The following is a 20,895-nucleotide window of genomic DNA, read 5'->3' on the forward strand; positions in this document are numbered from 1 at the left end:
CAACCATGTTGCGCATTCAGGTCAATTTCTCTTTGCATTGCGCTAAGTAGATACCCGAATGGGTCGCAACACCGGGGGAATTTGCAGTACGGTGCCTGAACGCTCCAAGATAATGTTGCTCTTTGCCGCGCCGGTGCTGCTGCTCGGGCTGTTATACACGTGGGGGCTGAGCATCCCGGTACCTGTGCTCGGGCGCGGCTATGTCGTGACTATCGACCTGCCGCAGGCCGGGCAGCAGCTTGACCTGCCCGAGGTGCTGGGCCCGCAGGACAAGACCCGGCCGCTGGTGGTGATCGACGCTGGCCATGGCGGGCCGGACCCCGGCGCCGTGGGCCCCGGCTTTCAGGAAAAGCGGATCGTGCTGGGCCTCGCCAAGGCCTTGCGCGACACTTTGCTCGAAGAGGGCGGCGTACGTGTCGCCATGACGCGCGATGATGACAGCTTCGTGGTTCTGCCGGAACGCGTGGCCATCGCCCGCGAGCTTGGCGCCGATCTGTTCGTCTCGATCCATGCCGATAGCGCCGGCGAGCTGGCCGAGGTGCGCGGCGCTAGCATCTATACGCTGAGCGACGCGGCCAATTCGCAGGCCGCCGCCCGCTTCGCCCGGCGCGAAAACGGCGCCGACGTGCTCAATGGCCTTGATCTTTCGGGCCAGGACGAGGCGGTCGAGACGATCCTGGTCGAGCTTTCGCAGCGACAAACCGCTGCGCAGTCCGACGAGTTTGCCGCGCTGATCGTGCGCGAAGGGGAAGGGCGACTGACCTTCCATCCGCAACCACGCCGGAAGGCCGCGTTGGCGGTGCTGCGTGCGCCCGACGTGCCCGCGATCCTTTATGAGGCGGGCTTTGTCAGCAACCCGGAGGAGGCGAAGCGCCTGGCCTCCGCCCAGGGCCGTGAAAACTTTGCCGCAACCATGGCCAGCGCAATCCGCATCTTTCTTGCCCGCAATGCGGCGGCACCGTGAGCCTTCGCGTTCGGGCCGTCGCATCCATCTGGCGCAGTGCGGCAAGGCCATGCTAGAGGGCGCCGGAAATGACTGACGATCATACCATGGACGACGGCTCCACCAGCCTTCGCATCCGCCGCAATGCCGGCGCCGCCTTCGGCCGGATCGGCGAGATTTGGCGTGCAAACCTATTGGTCCGCCTTGCAGGCTACGCGCTGTTGGTGGGGCTGCTGATGGCCGCCGCCTTTTGGGCAGTGCTGGTGCGCGATCTGCCCGATGCCGAGAGCCTGCTCGACTATCGCCCGAACCTGCCCACCGTGGTGCGCGGCATGGATGGCGAGATCGTCGCCCGGTACGAGCGCGAGCGGCGCGTGGAGCTGCAGTTCAAAGATCTGCCCACGCAGCTCATCAACGCCTATACCTCAGCCGAGGACGAGACCTTCTGGAGCCATGGCGGCATCGACGCTGGCGGCTTCCTCAACGCGGTGATGGATTATATCTCGAAGCTCGGCTCGGGCGAGCGTGCGGTCGGCGGGTCGACCATCACGCAGCAGGTGGCCAAGAACATCCTCGTGGGCAACGAATATTCGGTCACCCGCAAGCTGAAGGAAATGATTCTCGCCACGCGCGTCGAAAGCGTGCTTTCGAAGCGCGAGATCATCACCTTGTACCTCAACGAAATCCCGCTGGGGCGGCGTTCGTTCGGGGTGCAGGCCGCAGCGCGCGCCTATTTCGATAAGGATGTCGACGATCTCGAACTCCACGAGATGGCCTTTCTCGCGATTCTGCCGCGCGCGCCGGAAGTCTATAGCCGGGCGAAGAACTACGAGACCGCGCGTGCGCGCCGCAACTGGGTGCTCCAGCAGATGGAGGACAACGGGCATATCACCAGTGCCCAGATGGAAGCCGCGCAGGCCAAGCCGCTCGGGATCGTCAACAATCCCGGCAGCAACGAAACCGCCGATGCAGGCTATTTCCTCGAAGAAGTGCGACGCGAGCTGATCGACCGCTATGGCGAAGAGGCCGAGGATGGGCCCAACAGCGTCTATGGCGGTGGACTGTGGGTGCGCACCTCGCTCGACGTGGAGATGCAGGATGCCGCGCGCGACGCGCTGCGCAACGCGATCCTGCGCTATGACAACAACCGTCCCTGGAAAAAGCCGATTGCCACGGTCAACCCGGGCGATGGCGACATGAAGAGCCAGCTGCGCAGCTCCTACATCGGCATCAACTATCGCGACTGGCGGATCGCCGTGGTGCTCAGCCGGTCTGGCGGCGCGGGCAGGGTCGGCTTTGCCGACGGCGACGAAGGATCGTTGGCAGGATCGCTGCCCGATGCGCTTAAGACGGGTGACATCATCGCTGTTTCGCCTGAGGGGAATGGCTGGCGAGTGCGCGGTATTCCCGAGGTCTCGGGCGGCTTCGTCGCCATGAGCCCGACCACGGGCAGGGTGATGGCAATGCAGGGCGGCTTCGATTCGCGGCTCGGCGCTTTCAACCGCGCTACGCAGGCGCTGCGTCAGCCGGGATCGACCATCAAGCCGTTCGTTTACGCCACCGGGCTCGACAACGGGATGACCCCCGCCACGCTTATTCCCGACCGGCAGTATTGCTATTATCAGGGCGCAAATCTGGGCGAGAAATGCTTTACCAACTTCGGCGGCTCGCGCGGCGGTGGGGAATACCCGATGCGCTACGGGCTGGAGCAGTCGAAGAACCTGATGACCGTCCACATCGCGATGGATTCGGGGATGGAGAACGTCATCAAGACGTTCGAAAACGTCGGCATCGCCGACAAGGACCAGTACGAACCCTATCCGGCCTTCGCGCTCGGCGCAGGCGATACCACGGTGCTGAAGATGGTCGCCGCCTATTCGATGATGGTGAACCACGGCAAGCTGATCCAGCCCTCGCTGATCGACTACGTGCAGGATCGCAATGGCAAGGTCATCTGGCGCTCCGACGAGCGGGCCTGCAACGGCTGCAACATGGATGAGTGGGACGGCAAGCCCATGCCCCGGTTCGAGCGCATGGGGGCGCAGCGGATGGATCCGCGCACCGCGTTCCAGATCGTGCATATGCTCGAAGGCGTGGTCCAGCGCGGCACCGCAACCCGGCTGAAGGTTCTCGACATGCCGCTGTTCGGCAAAACCGGCACCAGCTCCGGCCCGACCAACGCCTGGTTCGTGGGCGGCTCGCCCGACATCGTGGCGGGAACCTATCTCGGCTTCGACCAGCAGTCACGCACGCTCGGCGGTTATGTTCAGGGTGGCAACACGGCCGCGCCGATCTTCGTCGATTTCGCCAAGGCGACGCGTGAACGCTGGTCCGAACGGCCCTTCATCGCTCCCGATGGGGTGCGAATGGTACGGATCGACCGGCGCAGCGGACGCCGCGTGTTCGATGGCTGGCCGGCGCAAACCGCCGATGCCGTGATCTGGGAAGCGTTCAAGCCCGATACCGAGCCGCGTCGCCGCGGGCGCGATGGCGATACCATTGCCGCAATGCGTGACCTCATCCTCGCCCAATTGCGCCGCCGCGAGCAGGGCGACCGCAACCAGGGTGGAGAATCCGAGGGTGTGCCGAGCAACTTTGCCGAGGATCAGGGTGGCATCTATTAACGCACTGCCCGCGTTCACATGTCCTCAGCCCTTTCCCTTAGCGCCCGGCTGCGCTAGTCGGCGCGCTTTGTTTTAGCGGAGACCAATGCCATGCGTGCCGAAGGGCAGGCCCATATCGACCGGATCGAAGCCGCGCTGGCGCTGGTCCGGAAATCGCTCGACTGGGACGCCGCGCTGCGTCGGCTCGACGAGCTGGAAGCGCGCGTGCAGGACCCGGACCTGTGGAACGATCCCAAGCACGCGCAGGCTGTCAGCCGCGAGCACAAGAACCTCAAGGACGCGGTAGAGACCGTGAACGAGATCGCTTCGGAAATGTCCGATGCGGTCGAGTTCATCGAGATGGGCGAGGCCGAGGGTGATGACGAAGTGGTGGCCGATGGCATGGCAACGCTCGCCTCGCTGGCCGAACGAGCCGACCGCGACAAGGTGAAGGCGCTGCTTTCGGGCGAGGCCGATGGCAACGACACTTACATCGAAATTCACTCGGGCGCAGGCGGCACCGAAAGCTGCGACTGGGCCGAGATGCTGTTCCGCATGTACTATCGCTGGGCCGAGAAGCGTGGCTTCAAGGTCGAGGTGGTGGAATATCAGGCGGGCGACCAGGCCGGGATCAAGTCGGCCACGCTGCTGATCAAGGGCGAAAACGCCTATGGCTATGCCAAGACCGAGAGCGGCGTTCACCGCCTTGTCCGCATCAGCCCCTATGACAGCTCAGCGCGGCGGCACACCAGCTTCTCCAGCGCATGGGTCTATCCGGTGATCGACGACAACATCGAGATCACCGTCAACGATTCGGACCTCAAGGTCGACACCTACCGCGCCTCGGGCTCGGGTGGTCAGCACGTGAATACGACCGATTCCGCGGTCCGCATCACGCATATTCCCTCGGGAATCGTGGTCGCCTGCCAGTCCGATCGCAACCAGCTGAAAAACCGTGTGACGGCAATGAATATGCTGAAGGCCCGCCTTTACGAGCGCGAAATGGCCGAGCGTGAGGCTGCCGCGGCAAGCGAATACGAGGAAAAGACCGAGATCGGATGGGGCCGCCAGATTCGCTCCTACGTTCTGCAACCATACCAGATGGTGAAGGACTTGCGCACCGGCGTCACCAGCCCGACGCCCGACGATGTTCTCGACGGCGACATCGACGCGTTCATCGCGGCCGCGCTCGCGCTCAAGGTGACGGGCGAGGCGGTCGAAGTGGACGACGTCGACTAGGGTCACGCGCAATGGCGGGACATTCAGATTGCGAATTTTGCCTTCCGCGTTCCGGCGGAGTAATGGCGCCTGCCATGGTTGGCCTGCGCTCTCTGATTGCCCTTGCCGCATTTGCGTTGCTGGCGGCCTGCCAGCAACCGGATGGCGATAACGCGCCCGGCACGCAGGAATTTCCCAAAGCCGACCGGCCCGTTTCCGCAGGCGGGGCCACCGCTTTTTCGAATGAAGAGGCGCGCGACCGGCGTCAGGAAGCCGAAACGGTGATGGATCTTGCAGGGATAGAGCCGGGCATGAGCGTGGCCGATGTGGGCGCGGGCGAGGGCTACTACACCGTACGCCTTGCCGCCCGCGTGGGCGAGACAGGGCGCGTATTGGCCAGCGATATCAACGAGGATGCGCTGCGCCGCCTCGGCAGCCGTGTCGAGCGCGACCGGCTCGATAACGTTTCGATCAAGCCGGGCCTGCCCGACGATCCGCGCCTGCCGGAAAACAGCTTCGACCGTATCCTGCTCGTCCACATGTATCACGAGGTGGAAGAGCCCTATGCCTTCCTCTGGCATCTGCGCCCGTCGCTGCGGGAAAAGGGCCATGTGGTGGTGGTCGATGTCGATCGGCCCATCGGCGAACATGGGATCGGTCCGCAATTGCTGTTTTGCGAATTTGCCCGCGTCGGCTATCGGCTGACCGAGTTTGTCCGCAAGCCGGAAATAGCCGGCTATTACGCCGAGTTCGAAGCGGTCGGCGAGCGACCCGAACCGGGCGCGATAGAGCCATGTGTTCAGGCCGACGCGAAAGATAGTTCCGCTACCGGTTGAGCGGTGGCGGCACAGGGGAAGTCAATGACGTTCAAAGGTTTGAAGCCGATTATGTATGGTGGCCGCGAGGTGTGGCCACTGGTGGAAGGTGGCAAGGGTGTGTCCGCCACCAACCACGCCAGCTCCGGGGCCTGGGCCGCGGCTGGCGGCATCGGCACGGTCAGCGCGGTCAATGCGGATAGTTATGATGCCGAGGGCAAGATCGTGCCCCAGGTCTATAATCAAATGACCCGCAAGGAACGCCATGAACAGCTGATCCGCTATGCCATCGATGGCGGCGTGGAGCAGGTGAAGCGCGCCCATGATATTGCTGGCGGCAACGGCGCGATCAACATCAACGTGCTGTGGGAAATGGGCGGCGCTCAGCCCGTGCTCGAAGGCATTCTGGAGCGTACCAAGGGCCTCGTCACCGGTGTGACCTGCGGCGCGGGTATGCCCTATCGCCTGTCCGAGATCGCGCAGCGGTATAACGTCCACTATCTGCCCATCGTCAGCTCGGGCCGCGCTTTCCGGGCGCTGTGGAAGAGGGCCTATCACAAGGTTTCGCACCTGCTCGCGGCGGTCGTCTATGAAGACCCGTGGCTGGCGGGTGGCCACAACGGTCTCTCCAACGCCGAAGATCCGAAGAAGCCGCAAGATCCCTATCCCCGCGTGGCCGAGCTGCGCGCGATGATGCGCAAGGAAGGCGTGCCTGAAAGCGTGCCGATCGTGATGGCTGGCGGCGTGTGGTATCTGCGCGAGTGGAACGACTGGATCGACAACGACGAGCTTGGCCCGATCGCATTCCAGTTCGGCACGCGCCCGCTGCTGACCGAGGAAAGCCCGATCCCGGAAGGATGGAAAAACGCGCTGCGCACGATCCAGCCCGGCGATGTCGAGCTGCACCGCTTCAGCCCCACCGGCTTCTATTCGAGCGCGGTGCGCAACCCGTTCCTGCTTGACCTGATGGCCCGCTCGGAGCGGCAAATTCCTTACAGCCGCGTCTCGGCGGGCGAGCATACCGTGCAGCTTGACGTTGGCGTGAAGGGCAAGAACTTCTGGGTCACCCCCAAGGATCTGGACCGTGCGCGCGGCTGGGCCGCCGAGGGTTATACCACCGCACTCAAGACGCCTGACGACACTGTCGTTTTCGTCACCCCCGAAAGCCGCGAGACCATCCGCAAGGACCAGGCCGACTGCATGGGCTGCCTGTCGCACTGCGGCTTTTCGAGCTGGAAGGACCACGACGATTACACCACCGGCCGCCTTGCCGATCCGCGCAGCTTCTGCATCCAGAAGACCTTGCAGGAAATCGCTCATGGCGCTCCGGTGGAAGAGAACCTGATGTTCGCCGGCCACGCGGCCTATCGCTTTGCGCAAGACCCGTTCTATTCGAACAACTTCACCCCCACGGTGAAGCAGCTGGTCGACCGCATCCTGACCGGGGACTGATCTGAGCGGCAAGGCCCATCCGCCGCCCTTGCGCAATACGTTGCGCGAGGGATTGGCGATGCCCGCCTTGCTCGCCAACCCGTTTCGGCTGCCGCGCAAGGGCAAACGGATCGGGGAGGGCAGGCCGGTGCTGGTCATCCCCGGCCTCGCCACGGGCGACATTTCCACCCTGCTGATGCGGCGCACCCTGCGCGCCCGCGGCTTTGCGCCGAGCGGATGGCGGCTCGGGACGAACCAAGGCGCCGACCTTGCCAAGCTGGCCCGACTAGAAGCGCGCATTGCCACATTGCACGATCAGACGGGCTGCAAGGTGGTGGTGATCGGGTGGAGCCTTGGCGGGCTCTACGGACGAATCCTCGGCCAGCGCGCGAGCGAGCACATCGCCTCAGTCATCACCGTGGGTAGCCCGTTCTCGGGCGGGCGGCGCGACAACGCCGGGTGGCGCTACTACGAGCTGATCAACGATCACACCGTCGACAACCCGCCCTTTGCCGAGGACTTCAGCCAGAAACCTCCGGTGCCGACCGTGGCCATATGGTCGGCCATCGACGGGATCGTCGCCGCGCATTCGTCACGCGGGCGCGACAACGAGAGCGATCTGCGCATCGAGGTGAAGGCCCAGCACTTCGCTCTTGGAACTTCGCGGCGCTGTATCGAGCAGGTCATCGACGCGATCACGATAGCCGACACGCTCGGCTAAGCTTGCCGCTTGGCGCAACTGCGGCTAGGGCGCGTGCCAATCTCTTTGAAATCGGAAGCAGACCCATGAAGATCAGCGGCGTGGACATTCGTCCCGGCAATATCATCGAATACGAAAAGGGCATCTGGAAGGTCGCCAAGATCCAGCATACCCAGCCCGGCAAGGGCGGTGCCTATATGCAGGTCGAGATGAAGAACCTCATCGACGGCCGCAAGACCAACGTCCGCTTCCGCAGCGCCGACACGGTCGAAAAGGTGCGTCTGGATACCAAGGACTACCAGTTCCTCTACGAAGACGGCGACATGCTGGTGTTCATGGACACCGACACCTTCGAGCAAATCCACCTGCCGAGCGACCTCTTGGGCGATGCCCGCCCGTTCCTGCAGGACGGAATGCAGGTCTCTCTTGAGCTGTGGGAAGAGCGCCCGATCTCGGTCGAACTGCCAAGCCAGATCGAAGCCACCATCGTCGAGGCCGACGCCGTGGTGAAGGGCCAGACCGCTTCGTCGAGCTACAAGCCTGCCGTGCTCGACAACGGCGTGCGCATCCTCGTGCCCCCGCACATCGAAAGCGGCACCCGCATCGTGGTCGACGTTTACGAACAGAGCTACGTCGGGAAGGCTGGCTAAACAGTCATGGCAGCAATCTCAGGCCTCATTCGCGTGATGGAGAAGGCCGCCCGCAAGGCGGGGGCCCGCCTGCGCCGCGACTTCGGCGAAATCGAAAACCTGCAGGTCAGCCGCAAGGGCCCGGCCGACTTCGTCTCAAAGGCAGACGAAGCCTCCGAGCGCATCCTGTGGGATGAACTCAAGGTCGCGCGCCCCGGTTGGGGCTTCCTGCTCGAAGAGGGCGGCGAAATCGAGGCGGAGCCGGGCCAACCGCGTTTCATCATCGACCCGCTCGATGGCACCAGCAACTTCCTTCACGGCCTGCCGCACTTCGCGATCTCGATCGCGGTGCAGGAGCGCAAGCTCGGCTCGGACGAGTGGGGCGAGGTGACAGCCGGTGTGATCTATCAGCCGATCACCGACGAGACCTTCTGGGCCGAGAAAACCCGCGGTGCCTGGCTGCAAGATGCGCGGCTGCGCGTTTCAGGTCGCAGGCAGCTCAGCGAGGCGCTGATCGCCACCGGCACGCCGTTTCAAGGACACGGAAACTTCTCCGAGTGGACGCGCATCTTCGGCCGCGTTGGCCCGAACGTGGCGGGCATTCGCCGCTATGGCGCTGCCTCGCTGGATCTCGCCTGGCTCGCGGCTGGCCGGTTCGACGGGTTCTGGGAAAGCGAACTTTCGCCTTGGGACACCGCCGCGGGCTGTCTGCTGGTGCGCGAAGCGGGCGGGTTCGTCTCCGATTATCGCGGGCGCAGCCTCACCATTTGCGACAAGCAGGTGATTGCCGGCAACGATCAGATGCACTCGCGTCTCCACAAGTTGGTGACAGAAGCACTCAAGGCATAGCTTGTCAGTTCGCGCGGCGGGCTGTATCGGCCCTTGCGCTAGCGATGCCTCCGTGGCGGAATTGGTAGACGCGCTCGACTCAAAATCGAGTTTCTTCGGAAGTGCCGGTTCGAGTCCGGCCGGAGGTACCAGGCATCGAAAGGGGCGCTCACGGCGCCCCTTTTTTCCTTTTCTGTACAGGTTGCTATGATGTCTTTGCTTCACCTGCGCGCAAGGCTGGGATAGAGGGCGCTTATGCTCGCCATGCCTTCTTACCATGCGCTCGCAGCCATGGTGCTGACCGTCGTCGTGTTCTACCTGTTCGCGCGGGGGAAAATGTCGACCGAGATCGTCTCGCTCGGCACAATCGCGGTAATCGCGGTTGGCCTCTATTTCTATCCCTTGCCCGATACGCTGCCAACCGATGGTCTGGCGCTCGCGTTCGGGGGATTCGGGCACTATGCGCTGATAACGATCTGCGCGCTGATGATTATGGGTCGCGGGCTGGTGGTGACCGGCGCGCTCGATCCGGTTTCGCGCGCGCTCGAACGGGTGTGGAAAGTAAACACCCAGCTCGGCCTGTTCGTTTCGCTGGGTATCGCGATGGGCCTGTCCATGATCGTCAACGACACGCCCGTTCTGGTGCTGCTCCTGCCGATCTTCGTCGCACTGGCTCAGCGCGGGGCCATGCCCGCTTCGCAAACGCTGATTCCGATCAACGCTGCCGTGCTGATCGGCGGCATGGCGACCACCATCGGCACCTCGACCAACCTGCTGGTGGTCGGGATTGCGGTCGATCTGGGGATGCCGCAGATGAGCGTGTTCCACTATACGCCCATCGTGCTGGCGGCGGGACTGGTTGCGTTCCCCTACCTGTGGCTGGTGATGCCGCGCCTGTTGCCCGATAATTCGCCCGACCAGAATCATATCGAGCGGCGCTTCTTCGCCAAGCTGCGCGTGACCGAACTGAGCGGCCTGGTGGGCAAGCATTTCGATGAAATCGTCGACACGCTGCCGGAAGATTTCCGCTTTGAGGAACGGCCGACAGGTCCGTTCGAGGCGGGTCAGCGGATGATGATCTCGGGCACCCATGAGGGGCTTGAGAACGCCATGCGGCTGCTACGTGGTCCGGTCGCGCCCGCCTGGGTGATCGAGCGCATCGGCACCGAGGGCAAGGCGCGCAGCGAGGACATCCAGGTCGTCGAGATGATTGTGACCGGTGACAGCCGCCTGATCGGCCGCACATTGGCGAGCAGCAACATTGCCGATCACTATGGCGTGGCCGTGCTCGGCATTCATCGCCCCGCCAAGCCACTGGCTGAGGAGCGCACCAACGTCGATGCCGACGTGCGCCTTACCGAAGGCGACGTATTGCTGGTCATGGGCCTGAGTGACGGGCTCGAAGCGTTCACCGCGGGAGACGGGCTGCTCCGCCTCGAAGGTGCGCGCGAGATGCCGCGCCGGTCGAAGGCGCTGCTCGCGGCAGCGATCATGTTCGGCGCTGTTGCCTTTGCCTCGGTGGGCCTGGTGCCAATTGCCATCTCCGCGCTTGCCGGTGCGATCCTGATGTTCGTGACCGGCTGCGTGAAGTTCGACCGGGTGGGCAGGGCGCTCTCGGGCAAAGTGATCGTGCTGGTCGCCGCCAGTATCGCCATCGGGCGGATCGTGCTCGATAGCGGGGCGGCCATGTGGCTGGGCGAAGCGCTGGCGCTGGGGCTGCAACACTTGCCACCTGCGGGCGTAATCGCCGCCATCATGCTGTTCGTGACCGTGCTGACCAACTTCGCCTCGAACGCCACCGCCGCCACCGTGGGCACGCCAATTGCGTTCAATCTCGCCAGCCAGCTGGGAATGCCGCAGGAGCCGCTGGTGCTGGCCGTGCTGTTCGGTTGCAACCTGTGTTACGCGACGCCCATCGCCTATCAGACCAACATGCTGATCATGGCCGAGGGCCGCTATTCCTTCGCCGATTACCTGCGCACGGGTGTGCCGCTGGTGCTGATCATGGTGACCACGCTCAGTATTCTGCTCGCGATCACCTACGGCATGTAGGTTCAGTCTGTCGAAGCGTTGCCGCTGCGCGCTGCCGACTGCCGTTCCAGCGCAGTCACCTGCAATTCGCGCTGCGCGGGATCAAGCATCCCGGTCTCCTGCAGCCCTTCGACGAGGGCCTCGTATTCCTCATCGTTGAGGCTATCGAGATAGGCCTGCGTATATCCTGCGAGGGAAGAGCGAGAACCTCCACCCGCACCCTTCGCGTTTGCGACTGTGCCGCCCGACCGGGCTGGGCGCATCATCGGAGCGCCGAACGTACCGCTGGAATCCGCGAAGAAGTCGCTCGAATTATTGTCGCGAGCGCCTCCGCCATTGTCTCGGCGAACCAGCTTCGGCTGCGGTTTGGCAGTATCGGCTTCGGGCAGCTCTTCGCGGTCTGCAAGCGCTTGTGCCTCATGATGACTACCGTCAGCCAGCATCGCCACCACAGCGGTGAGCCCAACCGTCGCTAAGGCGAAGTGCCGGAACACTTTGGCAGGAACAAGAGGCTTTCGGATCTGTGCCATAGCGCGCCCCTCATACGCGCAAACCCTTAAACATTCCGGCGTATCCCTATCGAGACCTACTTAAGACATATGTTGGTCTGCGGGGTTGCGTTGGGTTAAGTGTAAAGTTTACCGACAATTTATCCTTACCGGCTAACGCCTCTGTGCCGGGCACCTAACCGGAAACAAACGGCAGGAACCATGATCCGACTATTCAAGCACTATATCCCACATGCGGTGTTGTTGCTCGGCCTGCTCGATTTCGTGCTGTTGCTCGTCGCGGCCAATTTTGCGTGGACTTTCCGTGCCTCGCAGATAGCCATGGAGCCAGGCTCGCTGGCAGAGCGTTTCCTTCCGCTCAGCGCCTTTGCCGCCACCACGCTTGCCGCGATGATCGCGGTTGGCGTTTATGGTGCCGATGCGCTGCGCTCGATGCGTTTTGCCTGCGCGCGGCTGCTGGTGGCGGTGAGCCTTGCCATCCTTGCACTCGCGCTGATCGACTTTCTCCTGCCGGGACATACCTTCTGGCGCTCCACGCTGCTCTATTCGATGGGGCTCTCGATCGCGCTGCTGGTGGCGAACCGTCTGCTTGTTGGTGGTTTGCTTGGGACGGCGGCCTTTCGCCGACGGGTACTGGTGCTTGGAGCAGGCCCGCGCGCGCAGCGCTTGCTTGAACTCAGCGAGCGCCCCGGCAGCGGGTTCTCTATCGTCGGCTACATCGCCATGGGCGAACAGCAGACCACAATTATCGCAGAGGCCATCGCGCGTTCGGCAATCCATGATCTGGCCAAGTTCGTGAGCAATCTGGGCGTCACCGAGGTGGTGCTTGCGCTGGAAGAGCGGCGCAATGCGTTGCCGCTGAAGGATTTGCTGCGGATCAAGACCGCGGGCGTCCATGTGAACGACTTCTCCAGCTTTCTCGAACGCGAGACCGGCCGGGTGGACCTTGACACGCTCAATCCGAGCTGGCTGATCTTTTCCGACGGCTTCTCTTCCAGTCGCATGTTTTCGAGCTTCGCAAAGCGTGTGTTCGACGTCACCGCCAGCCTGGTGCTGCTGGTTCTGGCGCTTCCGGTGATTCTCTTCTTCGCCCTGCTGGTCAAAATCGATTCGAAGGGGCCGGCTTTCTTCCGCCAGCAGCGTGTGGGCCTTTACGGTCAAAAATTCGAGCTGGTGAAGCTCCGCTCGATGCGAACCGATGCCGAAAAGGACGGGGCGAAATGGGCGGACAAGAACGATACGCGCATCACCCGTGTGGGCAACGTGATCCGCAAAATCCGGGTGGACGAACTGCCGCAGGTGTGGACGGTGCTGAAAGGCGAAATGAGTTTCGTCGGCCCTCGGCCCGAAGTGCCCAAGTTCGTCGAGGAGCTGGACGCTGAGCTGCCCTACTATGCCGAACGGCACATGGTGAAGCCGGGCATCACGGGCTGGGCACAGATCAACTATCCCTATGGCGCGTCGGTCGAGGATGCGCGGGCGAAGCTCGAATATGACCTGTATTACGCCAAGAACTACACGCCCTTCCTCGATCTTCTGATCCTGTTGCAAACGCTGCGCGTGGTTCTGTGGCCAGAGGGTGCGCGCTGATGGAGCCGCTGTGGTTCCTGTTTGTTATTCTGATGTTCGTGGCTGGCGCCTCGGGCGCGGCCGTGCTTGCCTTATGGCTTGTCTCCAGCGAGCGCGCGAAAGGCCCGGCCAAGACGGCAAGCGCAGCCGCGCTCGGCATCTCCAGCCTCTGGGGCTTTTGCGCGGTCGGCTTCGGCTACCTTGCCGTGCCGACGCTGCTGGTGTTTTCGGCCAGCTATTTCGCCTGGCTCTGGCTGCTTTACCGGCTCTTCGCAAACGACGATCGTGACAAGAGCCTGGCACCAATTCGGCCCGTGGTTGCATCGCTGGCATTGGTGGAGCTGCTCCATGTGGCGACCTTGCTGGCCCAGTTCAGCTTTCCTGCGGGCAGCGCGCCAGCACAGCTGATTGCGCACTTCGCTGTGATCTTTCGCCTGCTGTTCTGTGTCGGCGCGCTGGTCCTCGTCCACAACCTCTATGCCGGAGCAGAGCAACAGTCGCGCCAGTCGTTGCGCTGGCCCGCCGCCGCCATGGGCGCGATCTGGCTTTACGACCTCAACTTCTACACGATCGCCTATCTTCTTAACGAGTTGCCCGAGATGCTCGCGCAGCTGCGTGGCGCTGCGCTGCTGGTGGCAGTGATCGTGCTGGCGATCGGTTCGCTGCGCAGCGAGAGCGAGCTGAAGTTCCGCCCTTCGCGAAGCTTTGCATTCCAGTCCTTCTCGCTGCTGGTGATCGGCACCTATCTTGTTGTGATGGTGGTGGTCGCCCAGGCGATTGCCTACGCGGGCAATGCCTATGCCCCCGCCATGCAGGTCGGTTTCATGGTGGCCGCCAGTGCCGTGGCGCTGGCGGTGCTGCCTTCGCCCAAGCTGCGCCGCTGGCTAAGGGTGATGATCTCCAAGCATCTGTTCCAGCATCGTTACGACTACCGCACCGAATGGCTGCGTTTCACCGACACTATCGGCCGGGCAGGGCCGGAAGCTCCGCCACTCCCACAGCGCATCGTGCAAGCCGTGGCGGACGTAACCGATAGTCCGGCTGGCTTGTTGCTCACCCCGCTTGAGGAAGGCGGGCTGGCACTTGCCGCCCGCTGGCAATGGAGCGCGATCGAGGTTCCGGGCGTGGCTGTGTGCTGCGAAGGCGCTAGGTTCTTCGAGGAAAGCCAGTTCATTTTGGACCTCGACGATCTGCGGGCCGGGCGAGAGCAGGCAATCCCGACCGCAGCCTATCCCGATTGGCTGTTCGAGGAAGAGCGTGCCTGGGCAGTTGTGCCGCTGGTCCACTATGAACGTCTGGTCGGGCTCGTGGTCCTGGCGCGTCCGCCGCTGGCGCGCCAACTCGACTGGGAGGACTTTGACCTCCTGCGCGTCGTGGGCAGGCAGCTTGCCAGCTACCTCGCCGAGCACGCCAGCCAGGACGCGCTGGGCGAAGCGCAACGGTTCGACGAATTCAACCGCCGCATCGCCTTCGTGATGCACGACATCAAGAACCTGGCCAGCCAGCTCTCGCTGCTGGCGCGCAATGCCGAACTCCACGCCGACAAGCCGGAATTTCGCGCAGACATGTTGCTGACACTCAGGAACTCGACCGACAAGTTGCAGGGCCTGCTGGCCCGCCTCGGCCGCTACGGAGGGCAATCGCGGACGGTTCGCGAACAGGTCGATCTGGCAGCCATGATCCGCTCTGTTGCCCAGCAATACAAGGCCCGGCACGAGGTCATCGCAGCGGACCATCCTGCTTGCTTTATCGAAGGCAATGCCGAGGCGCTCGAACAGGCGATCGTCCATCTGGTGCAGAACGCGATTGAGGCGAGCGCCGCAAATTCGCCGGTCAGGCTTGCCCTTCGCGTGGAGCAGGGCACCGCGATTATCGAGGTTTCTGACAATGGTGTCGGCATGAGCCCGGAGTTTATCCGGATGCACCTGTTCAAGCCGTTCCATTCCTCCAAGTCGGGCGGTTTTGGGATCGGCGCTTTCGAAGCGCGCGAGATGATCCGCGCCATGGGCGGTCGGCTCGATGTGCAATCGCGCGAAGGTGAAGGAACGCGCTTTCTCCTGCGCCTTCCGACCAGCACAACCGCTGGCCCGCGACCCAATATCAACGATCTAAACGCCGAGGTGGCATAATGAGTGATCCGAAACCGACGCTGCTGATCGTCGAGGACGACGAGGGACTGCAGGCGCAGCTCAAGTGGTCGTACGACGATTTCGAGGTGGTCATCGCGGGCGACCGCGAAAGCGCGCTGGCGGCACTGCGCGCCTATGCGCCGCCGGTGGTCACGCTTGATCTTGGCCTGCCGCCCGATCCCGATGGCACCAGCGAAGGCTTTGCCGTGCTCGATGCGATCATGGCGCTGAAGCCAGATACCAAGGTGATCGTCGCTTCGGGCCATGGCTCGCGCGAGAGCGCCTTGCAGGCGATCGAACGGGGGGCCTACGATTTCTACCAGAAGCCGGTCGATATCGATCAGCTTGGCCTGATCGTGCGCCGCGCGCTGAACCTCCACCAGATCGAGCGCGAGAACCGCGCGCTGGCCGAGAAGGTGGGGGAAGAAAAGACCGTGCTTGGCCGTATGATCACCGCCGCGCCCGAGATGGTGAAGGTCGCGCGCACGATCGAGCGGGTCGCCAACACCAATGTCTCGGTCATGCTGCTCGGCGCCAGCGGGACTGGCAAGGAGCTTCTCGCCAAGGGGCTACACGATGCCAGCAACCGTAGCGACGGCGCCTTCATCGCCATCAACTGCGCGGCGATTCCGGAAAACCTGTTGGAAAGTGAGCTGTTCGGCCACGAAAAGGGCGCCTTCACCGGGGCAGTCAAAACCACCGAGGGCAAGATCGAACTCGCCGACGGTGGCACGCTGTTCCTCGATGAAGTGGGCGACATTCCGCTGCCCCTGCAGGTCAAGCTGCTCCGTTTCCTGCAGGAGCGGACCATCGAGCGCATCGGCGGGCGCAAGGCGATCAGTGTCGACACGCGGATCGTCTGCGCCACCCATCAGAACCTCGAAAGCATGATAACGGAAGGCTCGTTCCGCGAAGACCTGTTCTATCGTCTGGCCGAGGTGGTGATCAAAATCCCCAGCCTCGCTGAGCGGCCGGGCGACGCGGTGTTGCTGGCCAAGGCCTTCCTCAAGCGGTTCGCCAAGGAGATGAACCCGGCCGTCACCGGCTTTTCCGCCGATGCGCTGGCTGTGATCGACAGCTGGGGCTGGCCGGGCAACGTGCGCGAATTGGAAAACCGGGTGAAGCGCGCGGTCATCATGGCCGATGGCAAACTTGTGGGGGCCGAGGATCTCGATCTGGATGCGGGCGAGGAAGATGCCGGCGAAATGCTCAACCTCAAGTGCGCGCGCGAACAGTCGGACCGCAAGATGATCCGTCACGCGCTGGCTCGCAGCGAGGGCAACATCTCCAACACCGCCAAGCTGCTAGGGATCAGCCGCCCGACGCTCTACGATTTGCTAAAACAATACGATCTGCAGGCTTAGGCTTGAGAGGATGGCTCCACCTCGGCCGGGGCCACCCCGTTGCGGCGGTTGAACCGGATTGACCACCACAGCGAGAATCCGATCAGCGTCGCTCCGATCAGGCCGGTGAAGACTTCGGGAATATGCACCAGCGCCGATAGCAGCATGATCGAACCCAGCACGATGATCGCCCAGAAGGCGCCGTGTTCAAGGTAGCGGTATTCGGCCAGAGTACCTTGCCGGACAAGGTGGATCGTCATCGATCGTACGAACATGGCTCCGATTGAGAGCCCCAGTGCGATCACGATCATGTTGTTCGACAGGGCGAAGGCACCGATCACGCCATCGAAGCTGAACGACGCGTCAAGCACCTCGAGATAAAGGAAACCGCCCAGGCCCGAGCGCATCACGGTGCCGCTAACCTTCTTGGCCTGTTCCTTCTGGTCAAGCCAAGAGCCCAGCGCGTCTACAGCGATGTAAGTAGCAAGGCCGAGCATCCCCGCTGTGAGGAAAGTCAGCGCCTCCGCTTGGGGCAGGAAGGTGGATATGATCCACAAGACCACCAGCAGGAGGCCGATCTCGATCGCAGGCAAGGCCGAGACGCGCGAAAGGCGTGTTTCTATCGCGGTGATCCAGTGAACGTCCTTCTCGCCGTCGAAGAAGAACTTGAGGCCGACCATGGCGAGAAAGGCCCCGCCAAAGCCCGCAATGCCTATATGCGCCGACGATACGATCCGTTCGTATTCCTGCGGATTGTTAAGCGAGAGATCGATCGCCTCTATCGGGCCGATGCCCGCCGCGATGGCAACGATGGCAAGCGGGAAGATGATCCGGGTGCCGAACACGGCGATGGCAATGCCCCAGACGAGGAAGCGTTGCTGCCATTTCTCGTCCATCTGCTTGAGCACGGTGGCATTGACCACCGCGTTATCGAAGCTGAGCGAAACCTCCAGCACCGAAAGGATGGCTACAATCCACAGGATCTCCAGCATCCCGCCAAAGCTGCCTGTGCTCGCTGCCCCATACCATACCGCCAACCCGAAGCAGACGAGTGTGAAAACGAGCGAGAATTTATAGTAGCGCAGCAGTGTGGACATGAACCTGGCATCCCGCCGTGAAGAAGTTGGATCGGTTGCGAACTAGGGAGCGCTAGGCGGGTGAGGCGGACGGTGCAAGCGCTGCCCCCAGATACCCGTTGCGCTACTTAGGTTGATAGGTCTGCTCGGGGCCGGGAAAGCTGCGCTCGCGCACCTCGGCGGCGTAGGTTTCGGCGGTGCGGCGGATAAGGCCCGCCATGTCGTCATAGCGCTTCACGAAACGCGGCACGCGTTCGAACATGCCGAGCATATCCTCGGTCACCAACACCTGTCCGTCGCACTGGGCCGAAGCGCCGATGCCGATGGTGGGGCAGCTCACCGCCTCGGTCACGGCGATGGCGATAGGTTCGACCACGCCTTCCACAACAATGGCAAAGGCGCCCGCATCGCACAGGGCCTTGGCGTCGCTGACGATCTTGTCCGCCTCCGCATCGGAGCGCCCGCGCGCGCCATACCCGCCGAGCACATTCACCGCCTGTGGGGTGAGCCCGACATGGCCCATTACCGGTATGCCCCGCTGCACGAGGAAAGCGACCGTCTCGGCCATGGCCGCGCCGCCTTCGAGCTTCACGGCAGCCGCGTTGCTGGCTTTCAACAGGGTGGCTGCGGCTTCGAATGCAGCCTCTGGCGATGCCTCGTAAGCGCCGAAGGGCATGTCGACGACGACCACCGAATGGTACGATCCGCGCACCACGGCGGCGGCATGGTTCGCCATCATGTCGAGCGTGACAGGGATGGTCGAGGGCAGGCCATAAATCACCTGCCCCAGCGAATCCCCCACGAGCAGCATATCGCAATGCGGATCGAGCAGCTGCGCCTGCCGCGCGGTGTAGGCCGTGAGCATGACGATCGGTTCGGCGGTGACCCCATCCACCTTGCGCGCGCGGATCGCGGGCACGGTCAGCCGTTTCATCGGCGTGGGCGTGGGATTGGCGCGGCTGGTGGAGGTATCGAGCGTGAAGCTGGTGGACATGGTTTGCTTCTAGCAGATGGATCACTCGACGCGAGGGGCTTTTCCATGCATGTTCGCCGGATTGGTGGGACTTCAAGGGGTTTATATGGTTGGATCCGGCGCAGTAGCGGCGAACGACGGCTGGTCGTCGCGCACAGCATTCCTGATGGCGGCAATCGGTGCTGCGGTGGGGCTGGGCAACATCTGGCGCTTTCCAACTCTGGCTGGTGAAAATGGCGGCGGCGCCTTCGTGCTGGTCTATGTTTTGTGTGTGGCGCTGATCGGGATGCCGATGGTGCTGACCGAAGTGCTGCTTGGGCGCGCGGGCGGGGGCCATGCCGATGCCGTGGGTTCGGTGGCCGACGTGGCAGAGCGCTCGGGACGCAGCCGTATGTGGAGCACTTTCGGCCTGATCGAGGTGATCGCGGCCTTCTTCATCCTGTCGTTCTATTCCGTGGTGGCGGGCTGGGTGCTCAACTACGTGTTGCTGTCGGGCGGGGATGTCCTGTCGGCCGTGCTGGCAGGCAACCCGATGGCAACGGCCTTCGCCGAGCAAAGCCAGGCCGAGGTGACGGGCATGATGGGAACGCTGTTCAGCTCGCCCGGACGGATGATTGCTATGCACGCGCTGTTCATGGCCGTGACCCTGGGGATCGTGATGCTCGGAGTGGGCGGAGGGATCGAGAAGGCGGCCACCTGGCTGATGCCGGCCTTCTTCGTACTGCTGGTTCTCATCACGGTCTACGGCGCGTTTGAAGGCGCTTTTGCCGAGGCTGTGACGTTTCTTTTCACACCCGATTTCTCGGCGCTGACCCCGCTGGCGGTCAACGAAGCGCTGGGGCAGGCGTTCTTTTCGCTCAGCCTCGGGTCGGCGGCGCTTATCACCTATGGCTCCTATGTCCCGGCGCGGGTGAGCCTCGGCTCGACAGCGGCGATGATCGCGGCTGCCGATACGGGGGTAGCTCTCCTTGCCGGCCTGATGATATTCCCCATCGTGTTTGCCGCCGGGCTCGATCCTGCGGCGGGACCGGCGCTGATCTTTCAGTCGTTGCCGGTGGCGTTTCAGGGGATGCCAGGCGGCGCGCTGGTGGGGCTGGCGTTCTTCGTGCTGATCTTCTTTGCCGCGCTCACCAGTTCGATTTCGCTGCTTGAGGGCCCGACCGCGTTTGCCATGTCGGCGCTGAAGCTTCGCCGCGTTCCGGCGGCGATTTTGGTGGCCGTGCTGGCCTTCGCGATCGGGATTGCCTGTGCGCTGGGCTACAATGTGTGGTCGGACGTGCGACCGCTGGCTTTCTGGAGCATCTTCGAAAACACCGACATCCTCGATTCTATCGATGGGGTGACGGGCAAGCTGATGTTGCCGCTGGCGGGGCTGGGCCTTGCGGTGTTTACCGGCTGGCGTGCCGACCGGCGGTTGGTCGAAGCGGAAAGCGGGCTTTCTGGCGTGGCCTTCGTACTTTGGCGCGGTCTCGTGGTTTGGCTGGCGCCAGTCGCGGTTGGCCTTATCCTGTTGTTCGGGCTGTTCCCCGGCCTTTTGGGATAGGCCATACAATTCGGGCCGCCGCAGGGGGTGCGACGGCCCGAACAGCGCCATGCGGCGCCGCAAGTTTGTGCTTGTTTAGAGCGTTGTTTCGGCGTGCTCGTCTTTCGCTTCGTCCAGCATGTCGAAGCCGAACAGCATACGCGCCGTGTCGAGGAAGCCGAGGTCCGAGTTCCACAGCTCAGCCTGGCCCAGATCCATGCGTAACAGGATCAGTTCAGGATCCTGCTTGCCCTGCGGGTACCATGCCTCAACCGGCTTGCCCCAAAACTGCTCAAGCCGTTCGCGGCTCGGCTCTTCGCTGAGGACGCCATTGAAGCGTGCAAACATTTCGTGGCCCTTTCCAGCGAAAGTGGCAGTAACAGGCCCGCCTTTGGCAAGCTCAGACGAGCGGCGGCCAAAGAACCAGATCGCGTGATTGGCATCCTTGTCGAGCTGAGCGGTCATCGGAACAGCGGTGGAGGGATCGGCGTCCTGCTGCAGGAACACGAAGGGGCTGTCGTCCAGTTTCTTCCAGAAGCGCTGCTTGAGTTCGCTGATGTCGGTCATGAATAATCT

General features: G+C 63.1%; 17 protein-coding genes and 1 tRNA gene. 14 read left to right on the forward strand and 4 right to left on the reverse strand.

Annotated elements, in window-relative coordinates; all coding sequences use genetic code 11:
• Nucleotides 1-112 precede the first annotated feature (112 nt).
• The 10 genes from E0473_RS01715 (at nucleotide 113) to E0473_RS01760 (ending at nucleotide 11,219) form a co-directional block, all read left to right on the forward strand.
• Nucleotides 113-964 (forward strand): N-acetylmuramoyl-L-alanine amidase family protein, encoded by an 852-nt coding sequence (locus E0473_RS01715; RefSeq protein WP_241657287.1) that lies wholly within the window; start codon nucleotides 113-115, stop codon nucleotides 962-964.
• Nucleotides 965-1,032: 68 nt separating this feature from the next.
• Nucleotides 1,033-3,567, forward strand: coding sequence for a penicillin-binding protein 1A (locus E0473_RS01720; RefSeq protein ID WP_241657288.1), 2,535 nt, complete (start codon nucleotides 1,033-1,035; stop codon nucleotides 3,565-3,567).
• 90 nt (nucleotides 3,568-3,657) lie between these two features.
• Entirely contained in the window at nucleotides 3,658-4,785 is a 1,128-nt protein-coding gene (gene prfB / locus E0473_RS01725; protein WP_137679130.1) for a peptide chain release factor 2, read from the forward strand.
• A gap of 74 nt (nucleotides 4,786-4,859) precedes the next feature.
• The gene (locus E0473_RS01730) at nucleotides 4,860-5,600 is read left to right on the forward strand and encodes a class I SAM-dependent methyltransferase (protein WP_241657289.1); all 741 of its coding nucleotides are present in this window, start codon (nucleotides 4,860-4,862) and stop codon (nucleotides 5,598-5,600) included.
• A gap of 24 nt (nucleotides 5,601-5,624) precedes the next feature.
• Nucleotides 5,625-7,031, forward strand: a complete 1,407-nt coding sequence (locus E0473_RS01735) for an NAD(P)H-dependent flavin oxidoreductase (RefSeq protein ID WP_137679132.1) — start codon at nucleotides 5,625-5,627, stop codon at nucleotides 7,029-7,031.
• A 58-nt stretch (nucleotides 7,032-7,089) separates the two neighbouring features.
• Nucleotides 7,090-7,731 (forward strand): esterase/lipase family protein, encoded by a 642-nt coding sequence (locus E0473_RS01740; protein ID WP_241657290.1) that lies wholly within the window; start codon nucleotides 7,090-7,092, stop codon nucleotides 7,729-7,731.
• Nucleotides 7,732-7,796: 65 nt separating this feature from the next.
• A complete protein-coding gene (gene efp, locus E0473_RS01745; protein ID WP_137679134.1) occupies nucleotides 7,797-8,360 on the forward strand; it encodes an elongation factor P in 564 nt (187 codons plus the stop codon).
• Between the two features lie 6 nt (nucleotides 8,361-8,366).
• On the forward strand, nucleotides 8,367-9,188 hold the full coding sequence (locus E0473_RS01750) for an inositol monophosphatase family protein (RefSeq protein WP_137679135.1): 822 nt from the start codon (nucleotides 8,367-8,369) through the stop codon (nucleotides 9,186-9,188).
• Nucleotides 9,189-9,234: 46 nt separating this feature from the next.
• Nucleotides 9,235-9,319 (forward strand) — tRNA-Leu (locus E0473_RS01755).
• A 103-nt stretch (nucleotides 9,320-9,422) separates the two neighbouring features.
• On the forward strand, nucleotides 9,423-11,219 hold the full coding sequence (locus E0473_RS01760) for an SLC13 family permease (protein ID WP_137679136.1): 1,797 nt from the start codon (nucleotides 9,423-9,425) through the stop codon (nucleotides 11,217-11,219).
• 2 nt (nucleotides 11,220-11,221) lie between these two features.
• Here the strand turns inward: E0473_RS01760 and E0473_RS01765 are convergent, their stop codons facing one another.
• A complete protein-coding gene (locus tag E0473_RS01765) occupies nucleotides 11,222-11,728 on the reverse strand; it encodes a hypothetical protein (protein ID WP_137679137.1) in 507 nt (168 codons plus the stop codon).
• 180 nt (nucleotides 11,729-11,908) lie between these two features.
• Between E0473_RS01765 and E0473_RS01770 the strand changes: the two genes are divergently transcribed.
• Genes E0473_RS01770 through prsR form a run of 3 tightly spaced genes read left to right on the forward strand, consistent with a single transcriptional unit; the run spans nucleotide 11,909 to nucleotide 16,769 of the window.
• The gene (locus tag E0473_RS01770; RefSeq protein WP_137679138.1) at nucleotides 11,909-13,297 is read left to right on the forward strand and encodes a TIGR03013 family XrtA/PEP-CTERM system glycosyltransferase; all 1,389 of its coding nucleotides are present in this window, start codon (nucleotides 11,909-11,911) and stop codon (nucleotides 13,295-13,297) included.
• Nucleotides 13,276-15,405, forward strand: coding sequence for an XrtA/PEP-CTERM system histidine kinase PrsK (gene prsK, locus E0473_RS01775; protein ID WP_241657291.1), 2,130 nt, complete (start codon nucleotides 13,276-13,278; stop codon nucleotides 15,403-15,405). Before E0473_RS01770 ends, prsK begins: the two co-directional genes overlap by 22 nt.
• The gene (gene prsR, locus E0473_RS01780) at nucleotides 15,405-16,769 is read left to right on the forward strand and encodes a PEP-CTERM-box response regulator transcription factor (RefSeq protein ID WP_137679140.1); all 1,365 of its coding nucleotides are present in this window, start codon (nucleotides 15,405-15,407) and stop codon (nucleotides 16,767-16,769) included. Before prsK ends, prsR begins: the two co-directional genes overlap by 1 nt.
• Here prsR and E0473_RS01785 read toward each other — a convergent pair.
• On the reverse strand, nucleotides 16,766-17,845 hold the full coding sequence (locus E0473_RS01785) for a DUF475 domain-containing protein (RefSeq protein WP_137679141.1): 1,080 nt from the start codon (nucleotides 17,843-17,845) through the stop codon (nucleotides 16,766-16,768). The two genes, prsR and E0473_RS01785, sit on opposite strands and share 4 nt — an antisense overlap.
• Nucleotides 17,846-17,948: 103 nt before the next feature.
• Nucleotides 17,949-18,818: a 3-methyl-2-oxobutanoate hydroxymethyltransferase gene (gene panB, locus E0473_RS01790; protein ID WP_137679142.1), complete on the reverse strand. Its 870-nt coding sequence runs from the start codon at nucleotides 18,816-18,818 to the stop codon at nucleotides 17,949-17,951.
• A gap of 85 nt (nucleotides 18,819-18,903) precedes the next feature.
• On the opposite strand from panB, the gene E0473_RS01795 reads away from it, so the two are divergent.
• Nucleotides 18,904-20,340 (forward strand): sodium-dependent transporter, encoded by a 1,437-nt coding sequence (locus E0473_RS01795; protein WP_137679143.1) that lies wholly within the window; start codon nucleotides 18,904-18,906, stop codon nucleotides 20,338-20,340.
• A 75-nt stretch (nucleotides 20,341-20,415) separates the two neighbouring features.
• Here E0473_RS01795 and E0473_RS01800 read toward each other — a convergent pair whose 3' ends face one another.
• Complete coding sequence (locus E0473_RS01800; RefSeq protein WP_137679144.1) at nucleotides 20,416-20,886, reverse strand: pyridoxamine 5'-phosphate oxidase family protein; 471 nt, start codon at nucleotides 20,884-20,886, stop codon at nucleotides 20,416-20,418.
• Nucleotides 20,887-20,895 lie beyond the last annotated feature (9 nt).

This window comes from Aurantiacibacter suaedae (genome assembly GCF_005434915.1).
Classification (GTDB): Bacteria; Pseudomonadota; Alphaproteobacteria; order Sphingomonadales; family Sphingomonadaceae; genus Alteraurantiacibacter; species Alteraurantiacibacter suaedae.

Coding starts and splice junctions, on each gene's coding strand:
- E0473_RS01715 (WP_241657287.1), top strand. CDS start 113: ATGTTGCTCTTTGCCGCGCCGGTGCTGCTGCTCGGGCTGTTATACACG.
- E0473_RS01785 (WP_137679141.1), bottom strand. CDS start 17,845: ATGTCCACACTGCTGCGCTACTATAAATTCTCGCTCGTTTTCACACTC.
- E0473_RS01765 (WP_137679137.1), bottom strand. CDS start 11,728: ATGGCACAGATCCGAAAGCCTCTTGTTCCTGCCAAAGTGTTCCGGCAC.
- E0473_RS01750 (WP_137679135.1), top strand. CDS start 8,367: ATGGCAGCAATCTCAGGCCTCATTCGCGTGATGGAGAAGGCCGCCCGC.
- E0473_RS01770 (WP_137679138.1), top strand. CDS start 11,909: ATGATCCGACTATTCAAGCACTATATCCCACATGCGGTGTTGTTGCTC.
- E0473_RS01800 (WP_137679144.1), bottom strand. CDS start 20,886: ATGACCGACATCAGCGAACTCAAGCAGCGCTTCTGGAAGAAACTGGAC.
- E0473_RS01740 (WP_241657290.1), top strand. CDS start 7,090: ATGCCCGCCTTGCTCGCCAACCCGTTTCGGCTGCCGCGCAAGGGCAAA.
- panB (WP_137679142.1), bottom strand. CDS start 18,818: ATGTCCACCAGCTTCACGCTCGATACCTCCACCAGCCGCGCCAATCCC.
- E0473_RS01795 (WP_137679143.1), top strand. CDS start 18,904: ATGGTTGGATCCGGCGCAGTAGCGGCGAACGACGGCTGGTCGTCGCGC.
- prsR (WP_137679140.1), top strand. CDS start 15,405: ATGAGTGATCCGAAACCGACGCTGCTGATCGTCGAGGACGACGAGGGA.
- efp (WP_137679134.1), top strand. CDS start 7,797: ATGAAGATCAGCGGCGTGGACATTCGTCCCGGCAATATCATCGAATAC.
- E0473_RS01735 (WP_137679132.1), top strand. CDS start 5,625: ATGACGTTCAAAGGTTTGAAGCCGATTATGTATGGTGGCCGCGAGGTG.
- E0473_RS01720 (WP_241657288.1), top strand. CDS start 1,033: ATGACTGACGATCATACCATGGACGACGGCTCCACCAGCCTTCGCATC.
- prfB (WP_137679130.1), top strand. CDS start 3,658: ATGCGTGCCGAAGGGCAGGCCCATATCGACCGGATCGAAGCCGCGCTG.
- E0473_RS01730 (WP_241657289.1), top strand. CDS start 4,860: ATGGTTGGCCTGCGCTCTCTGATTGCCCTTGCCGCATTTGCGTTGCTG.
- E0473_RS01760 (WP_137679136.1), top strand. CDS start 9,423: ATGCTCGCCATGCCTTCTTACCATGCGCTCGCAGCCATGGTGCTGACC.